Genomic DNA, 17,015 nt, shown 5'->3' with positions numbered 1-17,015 from the left:
GCGTCTATTCGTTCGCGCCCGCCAACGCTGGCTCGGTCGCTTTGGCCACCCCGTTCGGGAAGGGAAGCGTTCGCTGGCTTCCTTCCGGCAGCACGTCGAGCGAGGCTCGCAGGAACTCCCGAAAGAGCGGATGTGGCGCATTCGGCCGGCTCTTGAACTCCGGATGGAACTGCACTCCCACGAAGAATGGATGACCGTCCAGTTCCATGATCTCGACCAGTTTGCCGTCCGGTGAGACTCCGGACGCGACGAGTCCCTGCTCGGCCAGCACCGGCAGATAGTCGTTGTTCACCTCGAACCGATGCCGGTGGCGCTCCTCGATCAGTTCGGTTCCGTAGGCAGCCGCGGCCCTGGAACCGGGCACGAGCTTGCAGGGCCAAAGTCCGAGCCGCATCGTGCCACCCATCTCGACGCCATGCTGACCCGGCATGAGCCCGATCACCGGATGCGGCGTCTCCGGATCGATCTCGGAGGAATTGGCGTCGACCAGACCGCACGCATTGCGGGCGACCTCGATGACCGCCATGTGGAGTCCGTAACAGAGCCCCAGATAGGGAGTGCCCGTCTCGCGGCAGTATTGCGCGGCGACGATCTTTCCCTCGGTTCCTCTCGGACCAAATCCGCCGGGAACCACGATTCCCTGGACGGTCTTGAACACGTTCACCATTTCTTCGGCCGACATCGTTTCCGCGTTGACCCAGACGAACTCCGGTTTCGCGTCGAATGCGAGACCCGCGAGGGTCAACGATTCGGTAACGCTCATGTAGGCGTCGTGCAGCTCGACGTACTTGCCGACGATGGCGATGCGGACGCCTTGTTCCGGGTTCTTCAGCCGCTCCACCATCTCGCGCCAATCGTCCAATTCGGGTTCATGGCTCTGCAGGTTCAGGCGCTGGTCGATCAGCACGTCCACGCCGCTTTCCTGCAAGAGAAGGGGCACTTCATAAATCGTCGAAGCGGTGGGCATCGGGATGACCGCATCCCGATCGACATCGCAGAAGAGCGCGATCTTCTCTTTGACGTCGTCGGGAATCTCATTGTCGGAACGGCACACGATGACATCCGGCTGGATACCAGCGGAGCGCAATTCACGCACGCTTTGCTGAGTCGGCTTGGTCTTCAATTCTCCCGTCGCGCCCAGCGCAGGGAGCAACGTGACATGGATGAACAAGACGTTGTTGCGGCCGACCTCGCGCCGCATCTGCCGAATGGCTTCGAGATACGCCTGACCTTCGATATCGCCCACGGTGCCGCCGACTTCGATGATGACGACATCGGAGTTGTGTTGCGCGGTTGCCAGGCGAATTCGGTCCTTGATCTCATTTGTGATGTGCGGGATGACCTGGATGGTCCCGCCGAGGTAGTCACCGCGACGCTCTTTGGCGATCACCGCGGAGTAGACCTGGCCGGTGGTCACGTTCGATGCGCGTGAAAGGTTCTCGTCGATAAAGCGCTCGTAGTGCCCGAGGTCGAGATCGGTCTCCGCGCCGTCATCCGTGACGAACACTTCACCGTGTTGATAGGGCGACATCGTGCCCGGGTCGACATTCAGGTAGGGGTCGAGCTTCATCACAGAAACCCGAACGCCCCGGCTCTTGATCAGCCGGCCGAGGGAGGCAGTGGTGATTCCCTTGCCGACCGATGACACGACTCCGCCGGTGATGAAGATGTACTTGGGCATGATCTACCCCTTCTCCTGCAAACTGAAACCGACGGGTTCGAGAACTGGGTGCTGCGCTACCCGAGAAGTGAGAGAGGCGCCGCGGGTGCGTCGCCTCACAAGGTTGCGATTCCAACTCCTGGTCGATTGCAGGACCGGGATTTCGACGTTCTGATGCAGTGATCTGCTGCAGGTCATCGCTTTGCCGCCTCGCTGTCTGGATTGAGCAGCACGATCTCCATCGCTTCGTTGAGATCAGCCTGGCGCGGAGAGTACTTGTCGAGCGGTTCTGGCAGTTCGACACCTACCAGCTTGGCGAAGCTCTCGACTGGAAGCAAGCCCTGATCGCCGATCTCGGTCCGGTACTGCATGGGGATGAGGACCTTGGGTTCCAGCAGGGAAACGACCTCCGCGGCCTGCTCCTGGGTCAATCCGTTCGCCCCGCCGACAGCCAATAACAGAATGTCCGCCTGAGCAAGCTGTTCGGTTTGATCCGAGTTGGGAACCTTTCCGAGATCGCCCAAATGGCAGATGACGAAACCGTCCATTTCGAAAAGATAGGCCGTGTTGAATTGCTTCCGCTCGGTATGCGCATCGTCGATGAACGTGCGCACACCGGTGATGAAAACATCGTCCATCTCGTACTCGCCCGGGCCGTCGACCACCTGGAAGTCAGGCCGGACCAGACCCAGGTTCGCATTCACAGAATCGCTTCGAGAGATCGAGACGATGTTCGCGTTCTGCTTGGCCACGGCGAATCCGGTTGACCGATCGACTGGGTCGGTAATGATGGTCGCTTCGCGCGACTTGATTCGGAAGCAGTTGTGACCGAACCATTTGAATTCCGCCAACGGGACTCACCAATCTGGACGCTTGCGCGCCAAAAAACGCAAACCGGCCCAAGTCCGTGGACGAGGGCGCGAGCGCACGTAAATTGTTCAGATGGGGTCGACTACGAACCGTCTCGGACGGCTTTCGCGGCCTCTTTCATCATACCACGCCGTCCTCCGAATCTCCCATGTCGAGCTCGTCTGACGGTTCGCCCAGAACGGCCTCGAGGGCGGCTCGGATGGCGCCGTAGTCGAATCCGCGCCGTGCCAGGATCCCGGTGAGCTTTTTCCGCTGTTCTTGTGGTGGAAGGCCCTGCACGCTCTTGAGACGCCTGGTCGCCAGATCGAGCGCAGCGGCGCGGTCGTCGATCTCGCTGCTCGCCACAGTCTCTTGCACGATCTCGCGATCGACCCCCTTCTGGCGCAGCTCCTGCTCCAGCATCCGCTTGCTCCGGGGGCGATGAGCAAGACGGTTCTCGATCCAGAGCTCGGCGAACCGCTCATCGTTCAGATACCCGTACTTGGCGAGCCTTTCCAGTGCCGCGTCGATTGCGGCTGGATCGAACCCCTTGCGCAGTAGCCTGGTGCGCAGTTCCTTGCCAGTTTGCATGCGCTGTTCGAGTGCCCGCATCGCGGTAGTGACCGCGCGATCGATCGCATCCTGAGCCAAAATGGCATCGAGTCGGTCCTGACCGAGGAATTCGCCTTTGGCGATCCCTGACTCGATCAGCAGGTCGCGTCCGATTCCAAAGGCGAACGCGCCATCGAGGAAGATGCTATAGCGCGTGGCCGAGTGCTTCTGCGCTTCGATCGACGTGACTGTTCCCGGTACGATGGTTCCTGGCTGTTGCTCGGTTTCGGAATCGGCCCGGCGGCGACTTCGATGCATGCGTGGTTTCACTTGCTAACAACGGAGGCAGAAAGCCAATGGTAGCTGAGCCTGGATTCGACATCGAACAGTTGCGACGAACCGAGTTCCCGATCGTGCCGGAGTGGGCCTATCTCGATCATGCCGCCGTTTCACCCATGCCGAACCGAACTGCCTCTGTCCTGCGGCAGCGGATCGATACGCTGCAAAACCCATCGCTGGAGGATGGCACGCGCGAACGGCTTGGGCAGCTCGCCAAGGAACGTGTGGGACGGTTGATGAAGGTTCCGGCCAGGCAAGTGGCACTACAAACGAACCTGGGAGAAGCAATGGCCGTCGTGGCCAACGGGCTCTTCTTGTCGCCGGGAGATCAGGTCGTCATTCCCGAGATGGAGTTCTCCAGCCTGGTCTATCCCTGGATGAATCTCCGATCGCGCGGAGTCGAGCTCGTTTGGGCGAAAAAGGCAGGTCCTTCCACCCCGCTATCCTCGATCGAGGCAGCAATCACCGACCGAACGAAGGTGGTGGCCGTAAGCCATGTCGAGTTCCTGAACGGCTTTCGGCACGAGATGTACGCGCTTGGAGACCTCTGTGCGTCTCGCAACGTCATGTTGGTGGTGGATGCGACCCAGTCGTTGGGAGTCATGCCGGTCGATGCGCCCGGCTGGAATGCCGATGTTGTCGCAGCGCATGGCTACAAGTGGATGATGGCCTTTCACGGAATCGCGGTCCTGTATGTCTCAGAACGGGCGATGGAGCGCATCGCGCCCACTATGCCCGGTCGTCAGAGCGTGACTGGTGGATTCGAATCGCTCGATTTCGCGCTCGATTGGCATCCGGATGCGCGCCGCTACGAAAGCGGCGGCCCAAACTGGACAGGAGCGGCGGCGGTCGCGACCTCGCTGGGGATCGTGGAAGAGATTGGCATCGATGCGGCGTCGCGCCAAGCGACGAGCGTGGCAACCCACGTGTTGGATGGCCTGTCATCGCTTCCGGTCGAGATCATGTCCGATCTCGATGCCGCCCATCGTTCCCAAATCCTGGCGTTCACAACAGGATCGGCGGAGCGAGACCAGCGTATCGTGCATGAGCTCAGATCGCGAAAGGTCTATGTCGGCCGGCGCAATCTCGGCGTACGGGTGGCATGCCATTTCTGGAACACCGATGGGGATGCCGATCGGCTGCTTGCCGAACTTCGTGACGTCCTGAAGGATCAGTAGTCGACCGACTGGAGCTCGAGTTGTTCGGCGCAGGCAGGGCACGCATCAGGCAGGTACGACGGATAGATTGCATTGAGCAAGCTTGTGACCGGCAGACCGGCAATCTCCGATTGTCCCGCGCTCCAGATCGTTGCAATGCCGACCGGCACACCGTTGAGTTCCTGAATCAGATGCAGAAACCGGGTCATGGTCTTGCCGCTGAGCACCATGTTGTCCGCGAGCAGTACCCGCTTGTTTTCGATGAAGGGAATCAGCTTCTCTGCGATGAGCAGGTCGTTGCCGACCAGTGTCGCGTCGACGACGTTCGCTTTCGGCTCGAGAAAATACCCGACCCATTGCGACAGACCTGCACCCCAGATGGAGGGTGTGGCGACGGTATCGACATGCTCGGTGAAGAACGCCTTGGCGATCGTGTATCCAAACCGGCTGGCCGTTCCGGGGTCGGCAAGAAGCAAATCCCGGTCGATGAGCGCGGTGGCGTGGACTCCCGAACGAAAAACAAAATGCCCTTCGCGCAACATGTTGCCGCGGTCGAGCGTGTCCTGAAGAGCCGAATAGTCAGGTGACAACCTTGTCCTCCTTGTTCGCAGGTCAGCTGGAACGATGCTCGAGTCCGTCGAGCAACGCATACAGCTGGCGCGACGCATCGTTGGCATCGCGCGAGACGACTCGACCGAGCGCCGCTGCTGCGTCGTCGTGATAGGCGCGCACCAACGCATCGGCGAATGCGCGCATATCGTAGCGGTCGAGCAAACGCAGTATCGCCGCAACCGCCTCTTCCGAGTTGGGCGCTTCCGCGCGCCAGTGATCGAGTTCAGCCCGTTCGGCCTCGCTTGCCACTTGCCGCAGCTCGATGAGTGGAGGGGTTTGCTTTTGACGGCGGATGTCGTCAGCTGGGGTCTTTCCGGTCTCCTCCGCGGTGCCCCAGATGCCGAGCACGTCATCGCGAATCTGAAAGGCCAGTCCGGTCGCCAGCCCGAATGCCGCCAGGTCGGTAGCTTGCTGCTCCGTCGCGCCGGCCACCAGTCCGCCCGCCCAGGCCGAGAACTCGACGATAGCGGATGTCTTGCCGGCGATCGTTTGCAAGTAGCGATCGAGCTGCACGCTGGCGTCACCTTCGTTCTCGATATCCATCGTCTGGCCACCGACGATTGCCAGCGTGGTGCGGTCGAAGGCGGTCGCCACAGGCGCCAACAACCCGGCGGTCTCCGGCCTGCTCGAAATCTCATACAAAGCCAGATGGCTCGACGCAAAAAGGGCGTCTCCCGCGTTGATCGCCTGCGCCTCACCCCAGAGTGACCAAACCGTTGGCCGATGCCGACGGAGATGACTGCGATCCTGGATGTCATCGTGCACTAGCGTGAAGTTGTGAAGCAGCTCGATCGCTGCTGCCACCGGCGCCGCCAACCCGGGGTCTGACCCGAGCGCGGACGTCACCAACATCGCCAGACGAGGACGAATGCGTTTTCCGGCGTTCGGACGTGCTCCCGTCACAGGGGAAAAGTCGGAATTGCGCCACCCCATGTGGTATTCGGCGATCTGTTCGAGTGTCGTCGACGTTTGCCCAATCTGCGCGACGGCGCGCTGCATGATCGGCTCGAACAACGCGTCGAGCACGCTGAAATCGAAATCGGTTGGAGTTGCGGTCACGTCGACGATCCGTGTAAAGGCCAAGTTCGCGTTGCTGCCGTCGCATTCACGACGGCGAGACCTGCTCATTTTGCAACAGAACAGGTAGGATTTCGGTATGTGCGCTGGCGGAAGCGCAGCAGCTCGATGTTCGAATGGAGCCAGGCATGGTACTCGACCCGTGGTATTTCATCTTCATCATCCCGGGTTTTCTGCTCTCGATCTGGGCGCAGTCCAAGGTCAAGGGCAATTTCGAGAAGTACAGTCAGGTGCGAAATAGCGCCGGTTTGACTGGCGCGCAGACCAGCCGGCGCATTCTCGATGACGAAGGACTCGGCTCGATCCCGATCGAACAAGTGCAGGGCGCGCTCACTGATCACTACGATCCCAAGAGCAAGGTGTTGCGACTGTCGCAACCGGTCTATGGCGTCGATTCTGTTTCGGCCATGGCGGTCGCGGCGCACGAAGCCGGTCACGCGATCCAGCAAAAGGTCGGGTACGCTCCGCTCAAATTCCGCTCGGCGATCGTGCCGCTCGCCAGTATCGGTTCCCAGCTTGGATTCTTGCTCCTTTTCCTCGGGATCATCATCGGGATCTCCGGGCTGTCGTGGCTGGGTGTTGGGCTTTTCGCCTTGTCCACCATTTTCACGCTCGTGACCCTTCCGGTCGAGTTCGACGCGTCACGCCGCGCCAAGGCGGAGCTCAACCGGCTCGGCTTGACCGACAGGACCGATGCCGAGGCCGTCGACAAGGTACTCGATGCTGCCGCCTGGACCTATGTGGCCGCGTTCCTGACCTCGGTGCTGAGCTTGCTGTACTACGTTCGGCTGGCTTCCCGCAGCCGATAGCGATGCGGCTGTAGACAAGAAGTGGCTGATGCAAACGGGTGCTCCAGCACCCGTTTGGCATCGCTATGGGCGGCGGATCTCTGTCGGCGCGAACTCCGGGGCAGGAAAGATCACGAGAAGGTGCAGTTCACCGTCACCGGTGTTGGTGAACCCGTGCAAGACACCTGTCGGGATATGCACGCTGTCTCCGCCAGTGACAACGACGACCGCTTCCCCCAGCCGGACGGTTGCCGTTCCGGAGAGGAAATGCAGGATTTCCTCGCAAGGGTGCGTGTGATCGAGCACGCGGTCGCCCGGTTGTAGCCATTGCTGTCCGAGGTAGAGCTGCGTCGAACCATCGGTTTCGTCGACCAGATGTTGCAATGGGAGATTGCTCGGACTGCGGCCGAGCGGTTTTTTCGATGCGAGCATGAAGATCGTTCCCGTGCGCGTTGTTGTGGCCGAGCACCTGTGCGCGACCCGCGGACCGTGCCACAATTGAACTGCCGTTCGGTCCGCGCTGACGGACCGTATCGAATGGTCCCAGTCTACCGATTGCCGTCCCCTCAGCGGCCGAGCTCTCCCGCGTTGGAAACATCATGTCGATATTGTCTCGATTCCGCATTTCGCGTCGACGCCTGTTTGCGCATGCGCCGATTGTCGCGTTGTCGGCGACGGGAGTGGGAAAGGGACACGGTGTTGCAGCAGCGCAGGAAACCGGCTCAGGGCTCTATTTCGCCGAAACGGGACATAACCTGCGCGGGTCGTTCCTGACGCAGTGGACGACCCTGGGTGGCGAAAAGGCGGTTGGCAAGCCGATCTCCGAAGAGGGTTTTCGCGACGGGGTCGGCATCGTCCAGAGTTTCGAAGGGATCACTTTGCTGCTCGACCCGTCGCGAACACCGCCGGGCGATGTTGCCGGTGTGCTCCTGTCAGATGATTTCATCACATCCTACGCGCCCAGGACTGCGCTCGAACGCATCAGTGCGTGCCCCGATGACGCATTCTTCTGTCAGTATTTTCCGGAAACCGGGCATAGTGTCAGCGGACGTTTCAACTCCTATTGGGGAAACGTCGGCGACCTCGCTGTGCTCGGGATGCCGATGAGCGAACCGTACAACGATGAGACGAGCGGCAAGACCACCCAGGTTTTCCAACGGGCGGTGCTCGTCGATCACGGGGAAAACGATGTCCGGCTCGCAAGTATCGGAGAAGCGGTCAATCTGGCATTGGTCGAATCAGGCGATCCGTCGTTCCCACCCGCACCCCCCATGGGCGGGGTCACGAGGTTGATCGACGCGCCCGAGGGACTGAGGCTTCGCGCTGGACCGAGCACGAATGACGAGATCGTCCAGCTGCTGCCTGATGCAGCTGAGTTCATCATCGCCGACGATGCCAAAGCCGCGTGGGTTGGTGGCTACGCGGACGGTTATTCGGGCTGGGTGTCGTCCGAGTATCTCAAGGACCCGCCGCCGCTGCCGACCATCGATCCCAAAGACTGGAACCCCAAGGTTTGGCAGGGCGCTACCCTGGGCGACACGAATGTGCGAGCCGACCCCACCACGCAATCGGAAGCGATCGATCTGAAGCTGGACCACAGCCAGATTGTTGTCGTCGATTGGGTCAAGGGGGAGGAGCTCTTTTCTGGCGCGGATGAATGGGCGAAGCTGGAGGGCGAGGGATACATCTACGCCCGCAATGTGGGACGGAACGCACCGGTTTTGCCGACCCCATTGCCGAAGAACGCGCCCAAGACCGGCCGATGGATCGATGTGCATCTCACACAGCAACTCATCACGCTCTATGAGGATCGTGATCCGGTGCGCGTGGTCGTGACCACCAGTGGAATGGCTGGCTGGGAGACGCCGCCAGGCGAGTACGCGATCACCTGGCGGAAAGCCAACGAAACCATGACCAGCGGCGCCATCGGGGCGGAACACTTCTTCAAGCTCGAAGATGTTCTCTATACCCAGTACTTCACCGATGAGGGACATGCCATCCACTATGCGTGGTGGCGCACGCCGGAGACGATCGGACGTCCCGGGAGCCATGGTTGTCTCAACGTGTTGCTCGACGATGCGGCTTTCATGTGGGACTGGGCCGACGTCGGCACGCCCATCATCATTCACAAAGACTGAACGCGGTCAAACGCTTCAGGTGTTCGTAATTGCCACGATCCGTCCGTCGACCGAGACGGCGTAGACTGTTTCCCCGACTACCAGCGTCGAGGCGCTCGCTCCCACCTGCTGGCTCCAAAGCACTGAGCCAGAGAACCGGTCGATGCCGTAGACAGTGCCGTCGTAGCTTCCGATGACCAATTGATCACCCGCGACGACCGGCGAGGTACGAACTTCGCCGCCGGTTGGCAACCGCCAGTTTTCCGACCCAGAGTAGAGATCGTAGGAGTAGATGTTGCCATCGTCCGCGCCGATGTAGACCGTTCCTTCCATGATCGCGGCCGAGGAGTAGATCACCGAATCGATGAAGTTCTGCCAGATCACCGTGCCGTCAGCGGCTGAGATCGCGGTGATGTTTCCAACGAAGTCCCCAATGACGGCGATCCCTTCGCTGACCGCCGGTGTCGCAAAGAACGATCCTGGCGAATCGAATCTCCAAATCACCGTGCCATCCGCGACCGAGACCCCGCGGACCACGCCGCCTGCATCGGTGTAGACGGCGATGCCATCGACGATCGCCGGTGACGAGGTGATGCGTTCGACCGTTTCGACGCGCCACACTTCCGCGCCGGAGGATGCATCGAGCGCAAAGAGCGTTCCTCCATAGGTCCCAAAGATCACCAGCCCGTCGACGACAGCTGGGGAGGAATGAATTTCTGATCCGGCGGCGAAGGTCCACATCCCGGCGCCATTCGACGCATCGATCGCGTGGAACACCCCGTCGAACGAACCAAAGTAGGCGATGCCGTCCTGCACTGCGGGAGACGACGAGATCTCGTCGCTCGCGCGATATTCCCAGACCGTGTCGCCTGTCTCAGCGTCGAGCGCATGCATGGTCTCGTCGTCGCCACCGACCAACACCAGACCGCTTGCCTCGATGGGCGATGCGTATGATGGCTCATCCAGTTGCACCGACCAGGCGATCTGCACGGAACTTCCCAGTCCGGCGCCGTCCATCACGCCGGTTCGCGCCAGGTCACCCCGATAGAGTGTGTTCTCGGTCACCGCCACCGTCGTCGGTGTCAGGGTGGCAATTGGCACCACTGGCGCTTCCATCGTGGGAGTCATCGTCTCTGTCGAGGTCGGCGCGATGGTTGAGGTTTCGGTCGGCTCCGGAGTAGCAGTCGGCTCCGGTGTGGTCGTCTCCGTGGGAACGGGTGTGTCAGTTGGCGCGGCGGTCGGAGTCTCGGTTGGCGCTGGAGTGGCAGACGGCTCCGGGGTCGATGTTTCGGTCGGAACAGACGTTTCCGTCGGCTCGGGAGTCGCCGTGCTGGAAGGCGCTTCGGTTGCTGTGGGCTCGGGCGTTTGCGTTTCCGTCGGTTCCGGCGCCGGGGTTTCGGTCGGCCGGTTTCGGATCGCGCCGTTCGTCGGCGCCGGGGTATCGGTCGCGCGTTTCGGTCGCGCGGTTCGGTCGGCTCCGGGGTGGCGGTCTGAGTCGGCTCTGGCGTTTCAGTAGATGTCGGCTCGACAGTCGGTGTCAGCGTGGCGGTCGACGTCGCCGTGCTCGTGGACGTGCTGGTCTCCGGAGGGCGCGAGCGTCGCGGTGTTTGTTGGCTCCGGCGTCGAGGTGTGGGTCGGCTCCGGAGTGTTGGTGTCGGTTGGCGCCGGGCTGGGCGTCTTCGTTGGCTCGAGCGTCTCGGTTTCTGTTGGTTCTGGCGTCGCCGTTTCGGACGGTGCTGCGGTCGAAGTATCCGTTGGTCGAGGCGTGGATGTGCCGGTGGCGGTCTCTGTTGGCTCCGAGGTTGGCGTGCTGGTGTCCTCCGGAGTCGACGTCGCAGTCGCTGAGTTCGTCGGAGTTGCCGATGCCGTCCGGGTGGCCGTGGAGGTGGCGGTGCCGGTGGCGCTCGCAGTGACTGTCGCGGTGTTCGTCGGCGAGGGAGTCGATGTGCCAGTGGTTGTCGGTGACGGAGTTTCGCTCGGTTCGGGGGTGGCGGTCAGGGTCGGTGACGAGGTGACCGTTGAGGTTTCGGTCAGAGCCGTGGTGGGTGTCAACGTTGGCGTGGATGTTGGCGCAGATTGGGTCGCGCGCAAGTTGGTTGCGAACTGAGTCGCAGTCTGGTCGATCGGAGCCACCGCCGCCTGAGAGCTGCTTGTCGGACTGGCTTCGGATGTTCCGGCTGCTGCTGGAGTATTCGATTCAGAGGCAGGTGACGCGATCGGACTGGATGACGACGCCGCAGAGGGGCCGCTGTCCGGAGATGCCGCTGATGCGACCGTTGCGCTCACCACTGCAGATGGCGATGCCACTCGAGGCGATGCCACCGCGCTCCCCTCGCTCGGCGGACTCGCCGGGGATGCTCCCGCTGCCGGTGAATCGGCGACTTCGGGTGTATCGACAAGAAGGAAATCGGCGTCAGGCGATGCGATGCTCGTGGGGCTCGCGATCGACGTTGCCATGCGGTCGGCGACAACCTGAGTGAGCACGCTCGGCGCCACGGTGACAACGAGCTCTTCAGGTTGCGACGATGATCTTGTCAGCAGGAGCGCGAGGATCAAACTGGCGAGCAACGCGCCAGCGGCCACAATTGCGTTCGTACGATTCAAACCGAACCTCACGGATCGAGCCCGGCCAGCCACCGGTCGAACCGATCGGATTGCGGGCGCAATCGGTTCAAGTGCTCACTCGTTCATGTGCAGTTGGCTATTTTACGCGCAGAAGCGATGGATTTGCAGCGCAGATATCCTTTCTGTGCTTGACAAGCGGCATGGCATCTCTATGCTTGCATCGAACTGTTCCTCGCGAACGTACGAGCAGGCGATTCTGCTGTGCGCCGAAACGGGGGGAGTTTGCCGCGCATCAGTTGCCGGCCGATACTGCCGACGACGCCAGGAGGCATCGTTTCTTGCCGCTGCGCCGGTCAACGCAATCCGGGGGCACCCCCGGTCCAAAGCCATTCTCGCAGGAATGGTTGCGAACACCAACCGAACCCCGGCAAGAGCCCGAGCGTCGCGGACTTCCCGACTGGATTCCTTCCGAGCGGGTGTTGGCTGGTCTGCTGGTCGGACTGCTGATCCTGTTGATCCTGCCATTCCGGCACTCCGGTGGTGTCAGAACGACTCCGCTGCCGGAGGAGACCGCCATCGCGGCCGTGGTTTCGACTCCAACCGAGACGTCGAGCGGACCGGCAGCCACAGACGTGGCGCAACAGCCCAACGCCACCGAGGACGCTGACGCTGTTCCTACCGAAACGGTGATGGTGGAATCGACTCTCCCTCCCACTACCATACCGATCTCGCCGACCTCAGCTCCGACAGTTGTGGTGACAGGTGACTACCTGCTTCCCGCGTACCGGGTTCTCTCCTATTACGGCTTCCCAGGCGAAGTCAACATGGGGGTGCTTGGCGAGTACGATATGCAGACACTGCTCGACAAGCTGAAAGCGCAGGCGGCGGAGTACGAGGCGATCGACGATCGTCCGTACAAGCTTGCATTCGAGGTCATTGCGTCCGTTGCGCAGCAATATGAGGGTGAGGATGGCGATCATCTGGCCTACATCGGCGAGGATCTGTTGCAGGAGTACATCGATTTCACAGCTGCGAACGACATGTTGCTCATTCTGGACGTCCAGTTCGGACGTCGCACCGTGCAGCAGGAAGTCGCGGCCATGGAGCCGTATCTCAAGTATCCGCACGTCCAGCTTGCGCTCGATCCCGAGTTCGCGGTCGACGAGGGCGAGATTCCCGGCACGGTGATTGGCAGTATCGACGCTGCCGATGTGCTCTACGCCCAACAGGAACTCGCCCGTATCTCGGAAGAGAACGGGCTACCTCCCAAGTTGCTGATCGTCCATCAGTTCACGGAGTCATCGATCAGCAATCGCGAAACGATTACCCAGATCCCGGGAGTTCAGTTCGTGCTGGAGGTCGACGGGTTCGGTTCTCCCGACGAGAAGCGCGCGACCTACGCCCTGCTCACCGGGGGAGAAGCGTTCGACTTCCATGGCTTCAAGCTCTGGTACAACGGACAGGATGCCCCGATCATGACACCCGAGGAAGTCCTGGGACTCGACCCGCAGCCGGACTTGATCATCTACCAGTAACGAGCGCATCGCGCGCTCGACCAGGGAAAGCAAAGGCTCGCCGGCGATGGCCGTTCCGTCAGATCAGCACGCAATCCGCCCGCTACCAGGCGACCCCGTGCTTCAGGTCGATGAAAGCGAGGGCGAGATCATCGCCCCGGCAACTTTGGCGCTGCCAGCCGAGCGTGAGCTGGTCGAACCGGGACGCCATCTTCCGCCGCTGCTTCGCGCCCTGCGGCCGGTGCAATGGTCGAAGAACCTGCTCGTCTTTGCGGCGTTGCTCTTCTCGCTCAATGTTTTCGACTTCGGGCGGTTCGTGCAGGCGGTCGGCGCCTTTGTGGTGTTCTGTGCGGCGTCCAGCGCCATTTACCTGCTGAACGACATTCGGGACCGCGACCAGGATGCGCATCATCCGGTCAAGCGGATGCGCCCGATCGCGTCTGGACAGGTCAGCCCCTCGACCGCGTCCATCATGGCGATTGTGCTCGCCGCAGGTTCGCTCGTTGGCGGATATCTGATCGACCCCAAGCTGGCGCTGGTGGTGGTGGCCTACCTCGGATTGATGGTTTCGTACTCGTTCGGGCTGAAAAAGGTCGTTCTGCTCGATGTAATCATGATCTCGATCGGGTTTGTCTTGCGGGCTGCCGCGGGAGCGGTTGCGATCGATGTCCCGATTTCGCCCTGGCTCTACATCTGTTCGATGCTACTGGCGCTGATGCTCGGATTTGGCAAGCGCCGGCACGAAATCCTGATGTTGCGCGATTCGGCCAGCCAGCACCGGGCGAATCTCGACGCCTATTCCGTTCCATTGCTGGATCAGATCATCGCGGTCACTTCGTCCGCGGCGGTGGTTGCCTATTCGGTGTACACGTTCACCTCACCGGCGCTTCCGGACAACCATGCCATGATGCTGACGATCCCGATCGTCCTGTACGCGGTCTTCCGCTACCTCTTCCTGATCTACAAGGAGCATCTCGGTGGAAGCCCTGAGCTCTTGCTCATGCACGATCGTCCGACGCAGCTCTCGATCGTCCTCTGGGCGATTGCCAGCGGAGCGATTCTCTACTGGAGCTGAACCTGGTCCCGACCTGGACTACAGCTGAAAGCCAGAACCGCGCAACTGGGTCAGATCCGGGATGCCGTGCTTTTCCATGAGGTCCAGCATTTCCCGCTGCACCAGCGCCGGCATTGCCGGACCCCTGTAGATGAACCCGGTATAGGTCTGCGCGAAGGACGCACCTGAGGAGATCGCGGACAGGACGTCCCGTCCGGTGAAGATGCCGCCTGCTGCGATGACGAGCGCCTGGCCATCGACAAGGCGCACCAACTGTCGCACGATCGCGGCTGAGCGTTGCGCAAGTGGCGCCCCGCTCAGTCCTCCCGACTCCCGCGCATGGGCCGATCGCAAAGTGGCTGGCCGATCGAGGGTCGTGTTCGTCGCCGCAATCGCGTCGACACGGTGCTTCAACGCAACCGAGACGACGTCCTCGAGCTCATCGTCGGAGAGATCGGGTGAGATCTTGAGCACCAACGGGCGATGTTGCCGCGCGTTGCGTTCGCGCCGCACGGCCAGCAGGATTGCATCCAGCGCATCAGCACGCTGATGCGAGCGCAACCCGGGGGTATTCGGTGACGAGATGTTCACGGCGACGTACGAGCAATAAGGAGCGACACGCCTCCATGACCGTGCAAAGTCCTCGGGGGCGCGACCTTCCTCCACCGATGCCTTGTTGGGACCGATGTTGCAGCCCACAAGCCTGCTCGGCTGCCGAAGCGCGATCAGATTGTTGACCACCGACTCGACGCCATTGTTGGGAAACCCCATGCGGTTGATGAGCCCGCGATCCTCCGGAAGGCGGAAGACACGCGGCCGAGGATTCCCGGACTGCGGGAGCGGCGTCACGGTTCCTGTTTCGACCGATCCAAAGCCAAGGGCGAGGAGCGCTGGAAAGGCGACCGCGTTCTTGTCGAACCCGGCTGCGATGCCAAGGGGCAAGGGGAGCTCCTGGTTGAAGATCTGTACCGCCAGGCGAGGATCGGGCTCCGGCGCGCACAGGAAGAGGGCGTTCAGAAGCAGCGTACGTCGCGACGTTCGAGCGAGCGATCGGATCGCCCGATCGTGAACGCGCTCCGGGTCGAGGTGGAAAAGCCCGGATTTGGACAGTCGATAGAGTGAATCGAGCGCCCGATCGCACGCGCTCATGCGCGAACGGCCGGATCGCCGAAGGCGCCCAGGATGCGCAATGCGGCATTGCGTCCAGGCGCGCCGAAGACCCCGCCGCCCGGCCACGCCCCGCTGCCACAGAGATAGAGTCCGTCGATTGGCGTCAGATAGTCGGCGTATCCCGGGACCGGCCGGTTGCCGAACATCTGGTCCGGCATGATCTCGCCATGGAAGATATTCCCGCCCGTGATACCGACGATCCGTTCGATGTCGGGTGGTCCCAGCACTTGCATGTACTCGATCGCGCCCGGGAAATTGGGAGCGTAGGCGGCAATCGTGTCGACAATGGTCTGGCCAATCTCCGCGCGCCGCTCGTCCCAGGTGCCTTCAGCCAGGTCATAAGGTGCGTATTGCACGAAGGCGCTCAACGTGTGCTTACCCGATGGAGCGAGCCCGGTGCCGTCCTCGGTGGCGGTTTGAATGTAGATATCCATGAATGGGAGCCGCGACGGATTGCCCCGTTGGCAGTCTTCCCAGGCTGCCTGGAGGTAGTCGATCGATGGATTGATGACGATTCCGCCGGTGTGCTGAACGCCCACCTCTTTCCCTGGCATCGCGGTGAAATCGGGCAACTCTCCCATGCCGACCAACAGCTTGACGACCGACCCCTTGACGCGCATCTGCTCGATCCCGGCGACCAGGTCGGCCGGCAAGTGCGAGGCGCCCACCATGCCGAGGAAGGTGCGATGGGGATCGGCATTCGAGACGACGATTGGCGCAGCAAAGCGTCGCCCATCGGACAAACGAACGCCGGTCGCGGCGCCATTCGAGAGCTCGATTTCTTCGACTTCAGCCGAGGTCAGAATCTCGACACCGCGGTCCCGGCAGGCGTGCGCCAGCGCCTGCGTGATAGAGCCCATGCCTCCGCGCACAAAACCCCATGCGCCCTGGTGCCCATCGATCGATCCAATCAAATGATGGAACTTGACATAGGCAGTGCCAGGATCGCGTGGACCAGCGTTGACTCCGATCACACCCCCGGTGGCATATGGCGCTTTGACCTTGTCCGACTCGAAATACCGGTCGAGCAAGTCGCCGATGCTCGTCTCGGTCAGGATCTTCCAATCCTCCTTGCCGTCGGGGCCAGCAAACGCTGCCGCGATCTCGGCCTCTGTGGGCGCCGGACGGCGTATGAGCGGCTGCATCCGGTCCAGGATGCGATCCCACATCGCCCAGTAGTGGCCATACGCGTCAGCGTCCTTTTTCGAGTGCCGGGCGATCTGCTCGCGTGTTCGGTCTCCGTCCAGAAAGGTCATGAAGTAGTCGCCATCGGGAAACGGGACGAAGTAGGTCGGCTCGAATGGCCGCACGTGGTACCCGTACTTCACGAGTTGCAGATCGTCGACCACTTCGGGCAGCAGCAGATTGCAGACATATGAGCAGGTCGAGAGCCGGTAGCCGGGAAACGTGTCTTCGGTCACGGCAGCGCCGCCGATGATGTCGCGCCGTTCCAACACGAGGACGTGCTTGCCTGACTGCGCGAGATAGCCAGCCGTGATAAGCCCGTTATGACCCGATCCGACCACGATTGCGTCGTATCGTTCCGGTTGCCCCATGCTGC

16 protein-coding genes are annotated in these 17,015 nt (G+C 61.7%); 7 read left to right on the top strand and 9 right to left on the bottom strand.

Annotated elements, in window-relative coordinates; all coding sequences use genetic code 11:
- Nucleotides 1–4 precede the first annotated feature (4 nt).
- The 3 genes from R2855_04295 to R2855_04285 form a co-directional block, all read right to left on the bottom strand.
- The gene (locus R2855_04295) at nucleotides 5–1,681 is read right to left on the bottom strand and encodes a CTP synthase (GenBank protein ID MEZ4530232.1); all 1,677 of its coding nucleotides are present in this window, start codon (nucleotides 1,679–1,681) and stop codon (nucleotides 5–7) included.
- A gap of 173 nt (nucleotides 1,682–1,854) precedes the next feature.
- Nucleotides 1,855–2,511, bottom strand: coding sequence for an MBL fold metallo-hydrolase (locus tag R2855_04290; GenBank protein ID MEZ4530231.1), 657 nt, complete (start codon nucleotides 2,509–2,511; stop codon nucleotides 1,855–1,857).
- Nucleotides 2,512–2,650: 139 nt separating this feature from the next.
- Complete coding sequence (locus R2855_04285; GenBank protein ID MEZ4530230.1) at nucleotides 2,651–3,379, bottom strand: regulatory protein RecX; 729 nt, start codon at nucleotides 3,377–3,379, stop codon at nucleotides 2,651–2,653.
- Between the two features lie 38 nt (nucleotides 3,380–3,417).
- Between R2855_04285 and R2855_04280 the strand changes: the two genes are divergently transcribed.
- A complete protein-coding gene (locus R2855_04280) occupies nucleotides 3,418–4,578 on the top strand; it encodes an aminotransferase class V-fold PLP-dependent enzyme (GenBank protein ID MEZ4530229.1) in 1,161 nt (386 codons plus the stop codon).
- Here the strand turns inward: R2855_04280 and R2855_04275 are convergent.
- A complete protein-coding gene (locus R2855_04275; protein MEZ4530228.1) occupies nucleotides 4,572–5,147 on the bottom strand; it encodes a phosphoribosyltransferase family protein in 576 nt (191 codons plus the stop codon). The two genes, R2855_04280 and R2855_04275, sit on opposite strands and share 7 nt — an antisense overlap.
- A gap of 22 nt (nucleotides 5,148–5,169) precedes the next feature.
- Entirely contained in the window at nucleotides 5,170–6,228 is a 1,059-nt protein-coding gene (locus R2855_04270; protein MEZ4530227.1) for a polyprenyl synthetase family protein, read from the bottom strand.
- A gap of 146 nt (nucleotides 6,229–6,374) precedes the next feature.
- On the opposite strand from R2855_04270, the gene R2855_04265 reads away from it, so the two are divergent.
- Complete coding sequence (locus R2855_04265; GenBank protein MEZ4530226.1) at nucleotides 6,375–7,055, top strand: zinc metallopeptidase; 681 nt, start codon at nucleotides 6,375–6,377, stop codon at nucleotides 7,053–7,055.
- A 63-nt stretch (nucleotides 7,056–7,118) separates the two neighbouring features.
- Here the strand turns inward: R2855_04265 and R2855_04260 are convergent, their stop codons facing one another.
- Nucleotides 7,119–7,466: a cupin domain-containing protein gene (locus tag R2855_04260; GenBank protein MEZ4530225.1), complete on the bottom strand. Its 348-nt coding sequence runs from the start codon at nucleotides 7,464–7,466 to the stop codon at nucleotides 7,119–7,121.
- 167 nt (nucleotides 7,467–7,633) lie between these two features.
- On the opposite strand from R2855_04260, the gene R2855_04255 reads away from it, so the two are divergent.
- On the top strand, nucleotides 7,634–9,172 hold the full coding sequence (locus tag R2855_04255; GenBank protein MEZ4530224.1) for a L,D-transpeptidase family protein: 1,539 nt from the start codon (nucleotides 7,634–7,636) through the stop codon (nucleotides 9,170–9,172).
- A 15-nt stretch (nucleotides 9,173–9,187) separates the two neighbouring features.
- On the opposite strand, the gene R2855_04250 is transcribed toward R2855_04255, so the two are convergent.
- A complete protein-coding gene (locus R2855_04250; protein ID MEZ4530223.1) occupies nucleotides 9,188–10,279 on the bottom strand; it encodes a PQQ-binding-like beta-propeller repeat protein in 1,092 nt (363 codons plus the stop codon).
- A 22-nt stretch (nucleotides 10,280–10,301) separates the two neighbouring features.
- Between R2855_04250 and R2855_04245 the strand changes: the two genes are divergently transcribed.
- From R2855_04245 to R2855_04230, 4 genes are all read left to right on the top strand, one after another.
- On the top strand, nucleotides 10,302–10,667 hold the full coding sequence (locus R2855_04245; GenBank protein MEZ4530222.1) for a hypothetical protein: 366 nt from the start codon (nucleotides 10,302–10,304) through the stop codon (nucleotides 10,665–10,667).
- 87 nt (nucleotides 10,668–10,754) lie between these two features.
- Entirely contained in the window at nucleotides 10,755–11,258 is a 504-nt protein-coding gene (locus tag R2855_04240) for a hypothetical protein (GenBank protein MEZ4530221.1), read from the top strand.
- An 862-nt stretch (nucleotides 11,259–12,120) separates the two neighbouring features.
- Complete coding sequence (locus tag R2855_04235; GenBank protein MEZ4530220.1) at nucleotides 12,121–13,251, top strand: hypothetical protein; 1,131 nt, start codon at nucleotides 12,121–12,123, stop codon at nucleotides 13,249–13,251.
- Nucleotides 13,252–13,297: 46 nt separating this feature from the next.
- The gene (locus tag R2855_04230; protein MEZ4530219.1) at nucleotides 13,298–14,305 is read left to right on the top strand and encodes a decaprenyl-phosphate phosphoribosyltransferase; all 1,008 of its coding nucleotides are present in this window, start codon (nucleotides 13,298–13,300) and stop codon (nucleotides 14,303–14,305) included.
- 18 nt (nucleotides 14,306–14,323) lie between these two features.
- On the opposite strand, the gene R2855_04225 is transcribed toward R2855_04230, so the two are convergent.
- A complete protein-coding gene (locus tag R2855_04225; protein ID MEZ4530218.1) occupies nucleotides 14,324–15,433 on the bottom strand; it encodes a quinone-dependent dihydroorotate dehydrogenase in 1,110 nt (369 codons plus the stop codon).
- Nucleotides 15,430–17,010, bottom strand: coding sequence for an NAD(P)/FAD-dependent oxidoreductase (locus R2855_04220; GenBank protein ID MEZ4530217.1), 1,581 nt, complete (start codon nucleotides 17,008–17,010; stop codon nucleotides 15,430–15,432). Before R2855_04220 ends, R2855_04225 begins: the two co-directional genes overlap by 4 nt.
- Nucleotides 17,011–17,015: the final 5 nt, after the last annotated feature.

The organism is Thermomicrobiales bacterium (assembly GCA_041390825.1).
GTDB lineage: Bacteria > Chloroflexota > Chloroflexia > Thermomicrobiales > UBA6265 > JAMLHN01.
The sequence above is the reverse complement of the archived record's forward strand: the minus strand, read 5'-3'. Positions and strand labels throughout refer to the sequence as shown.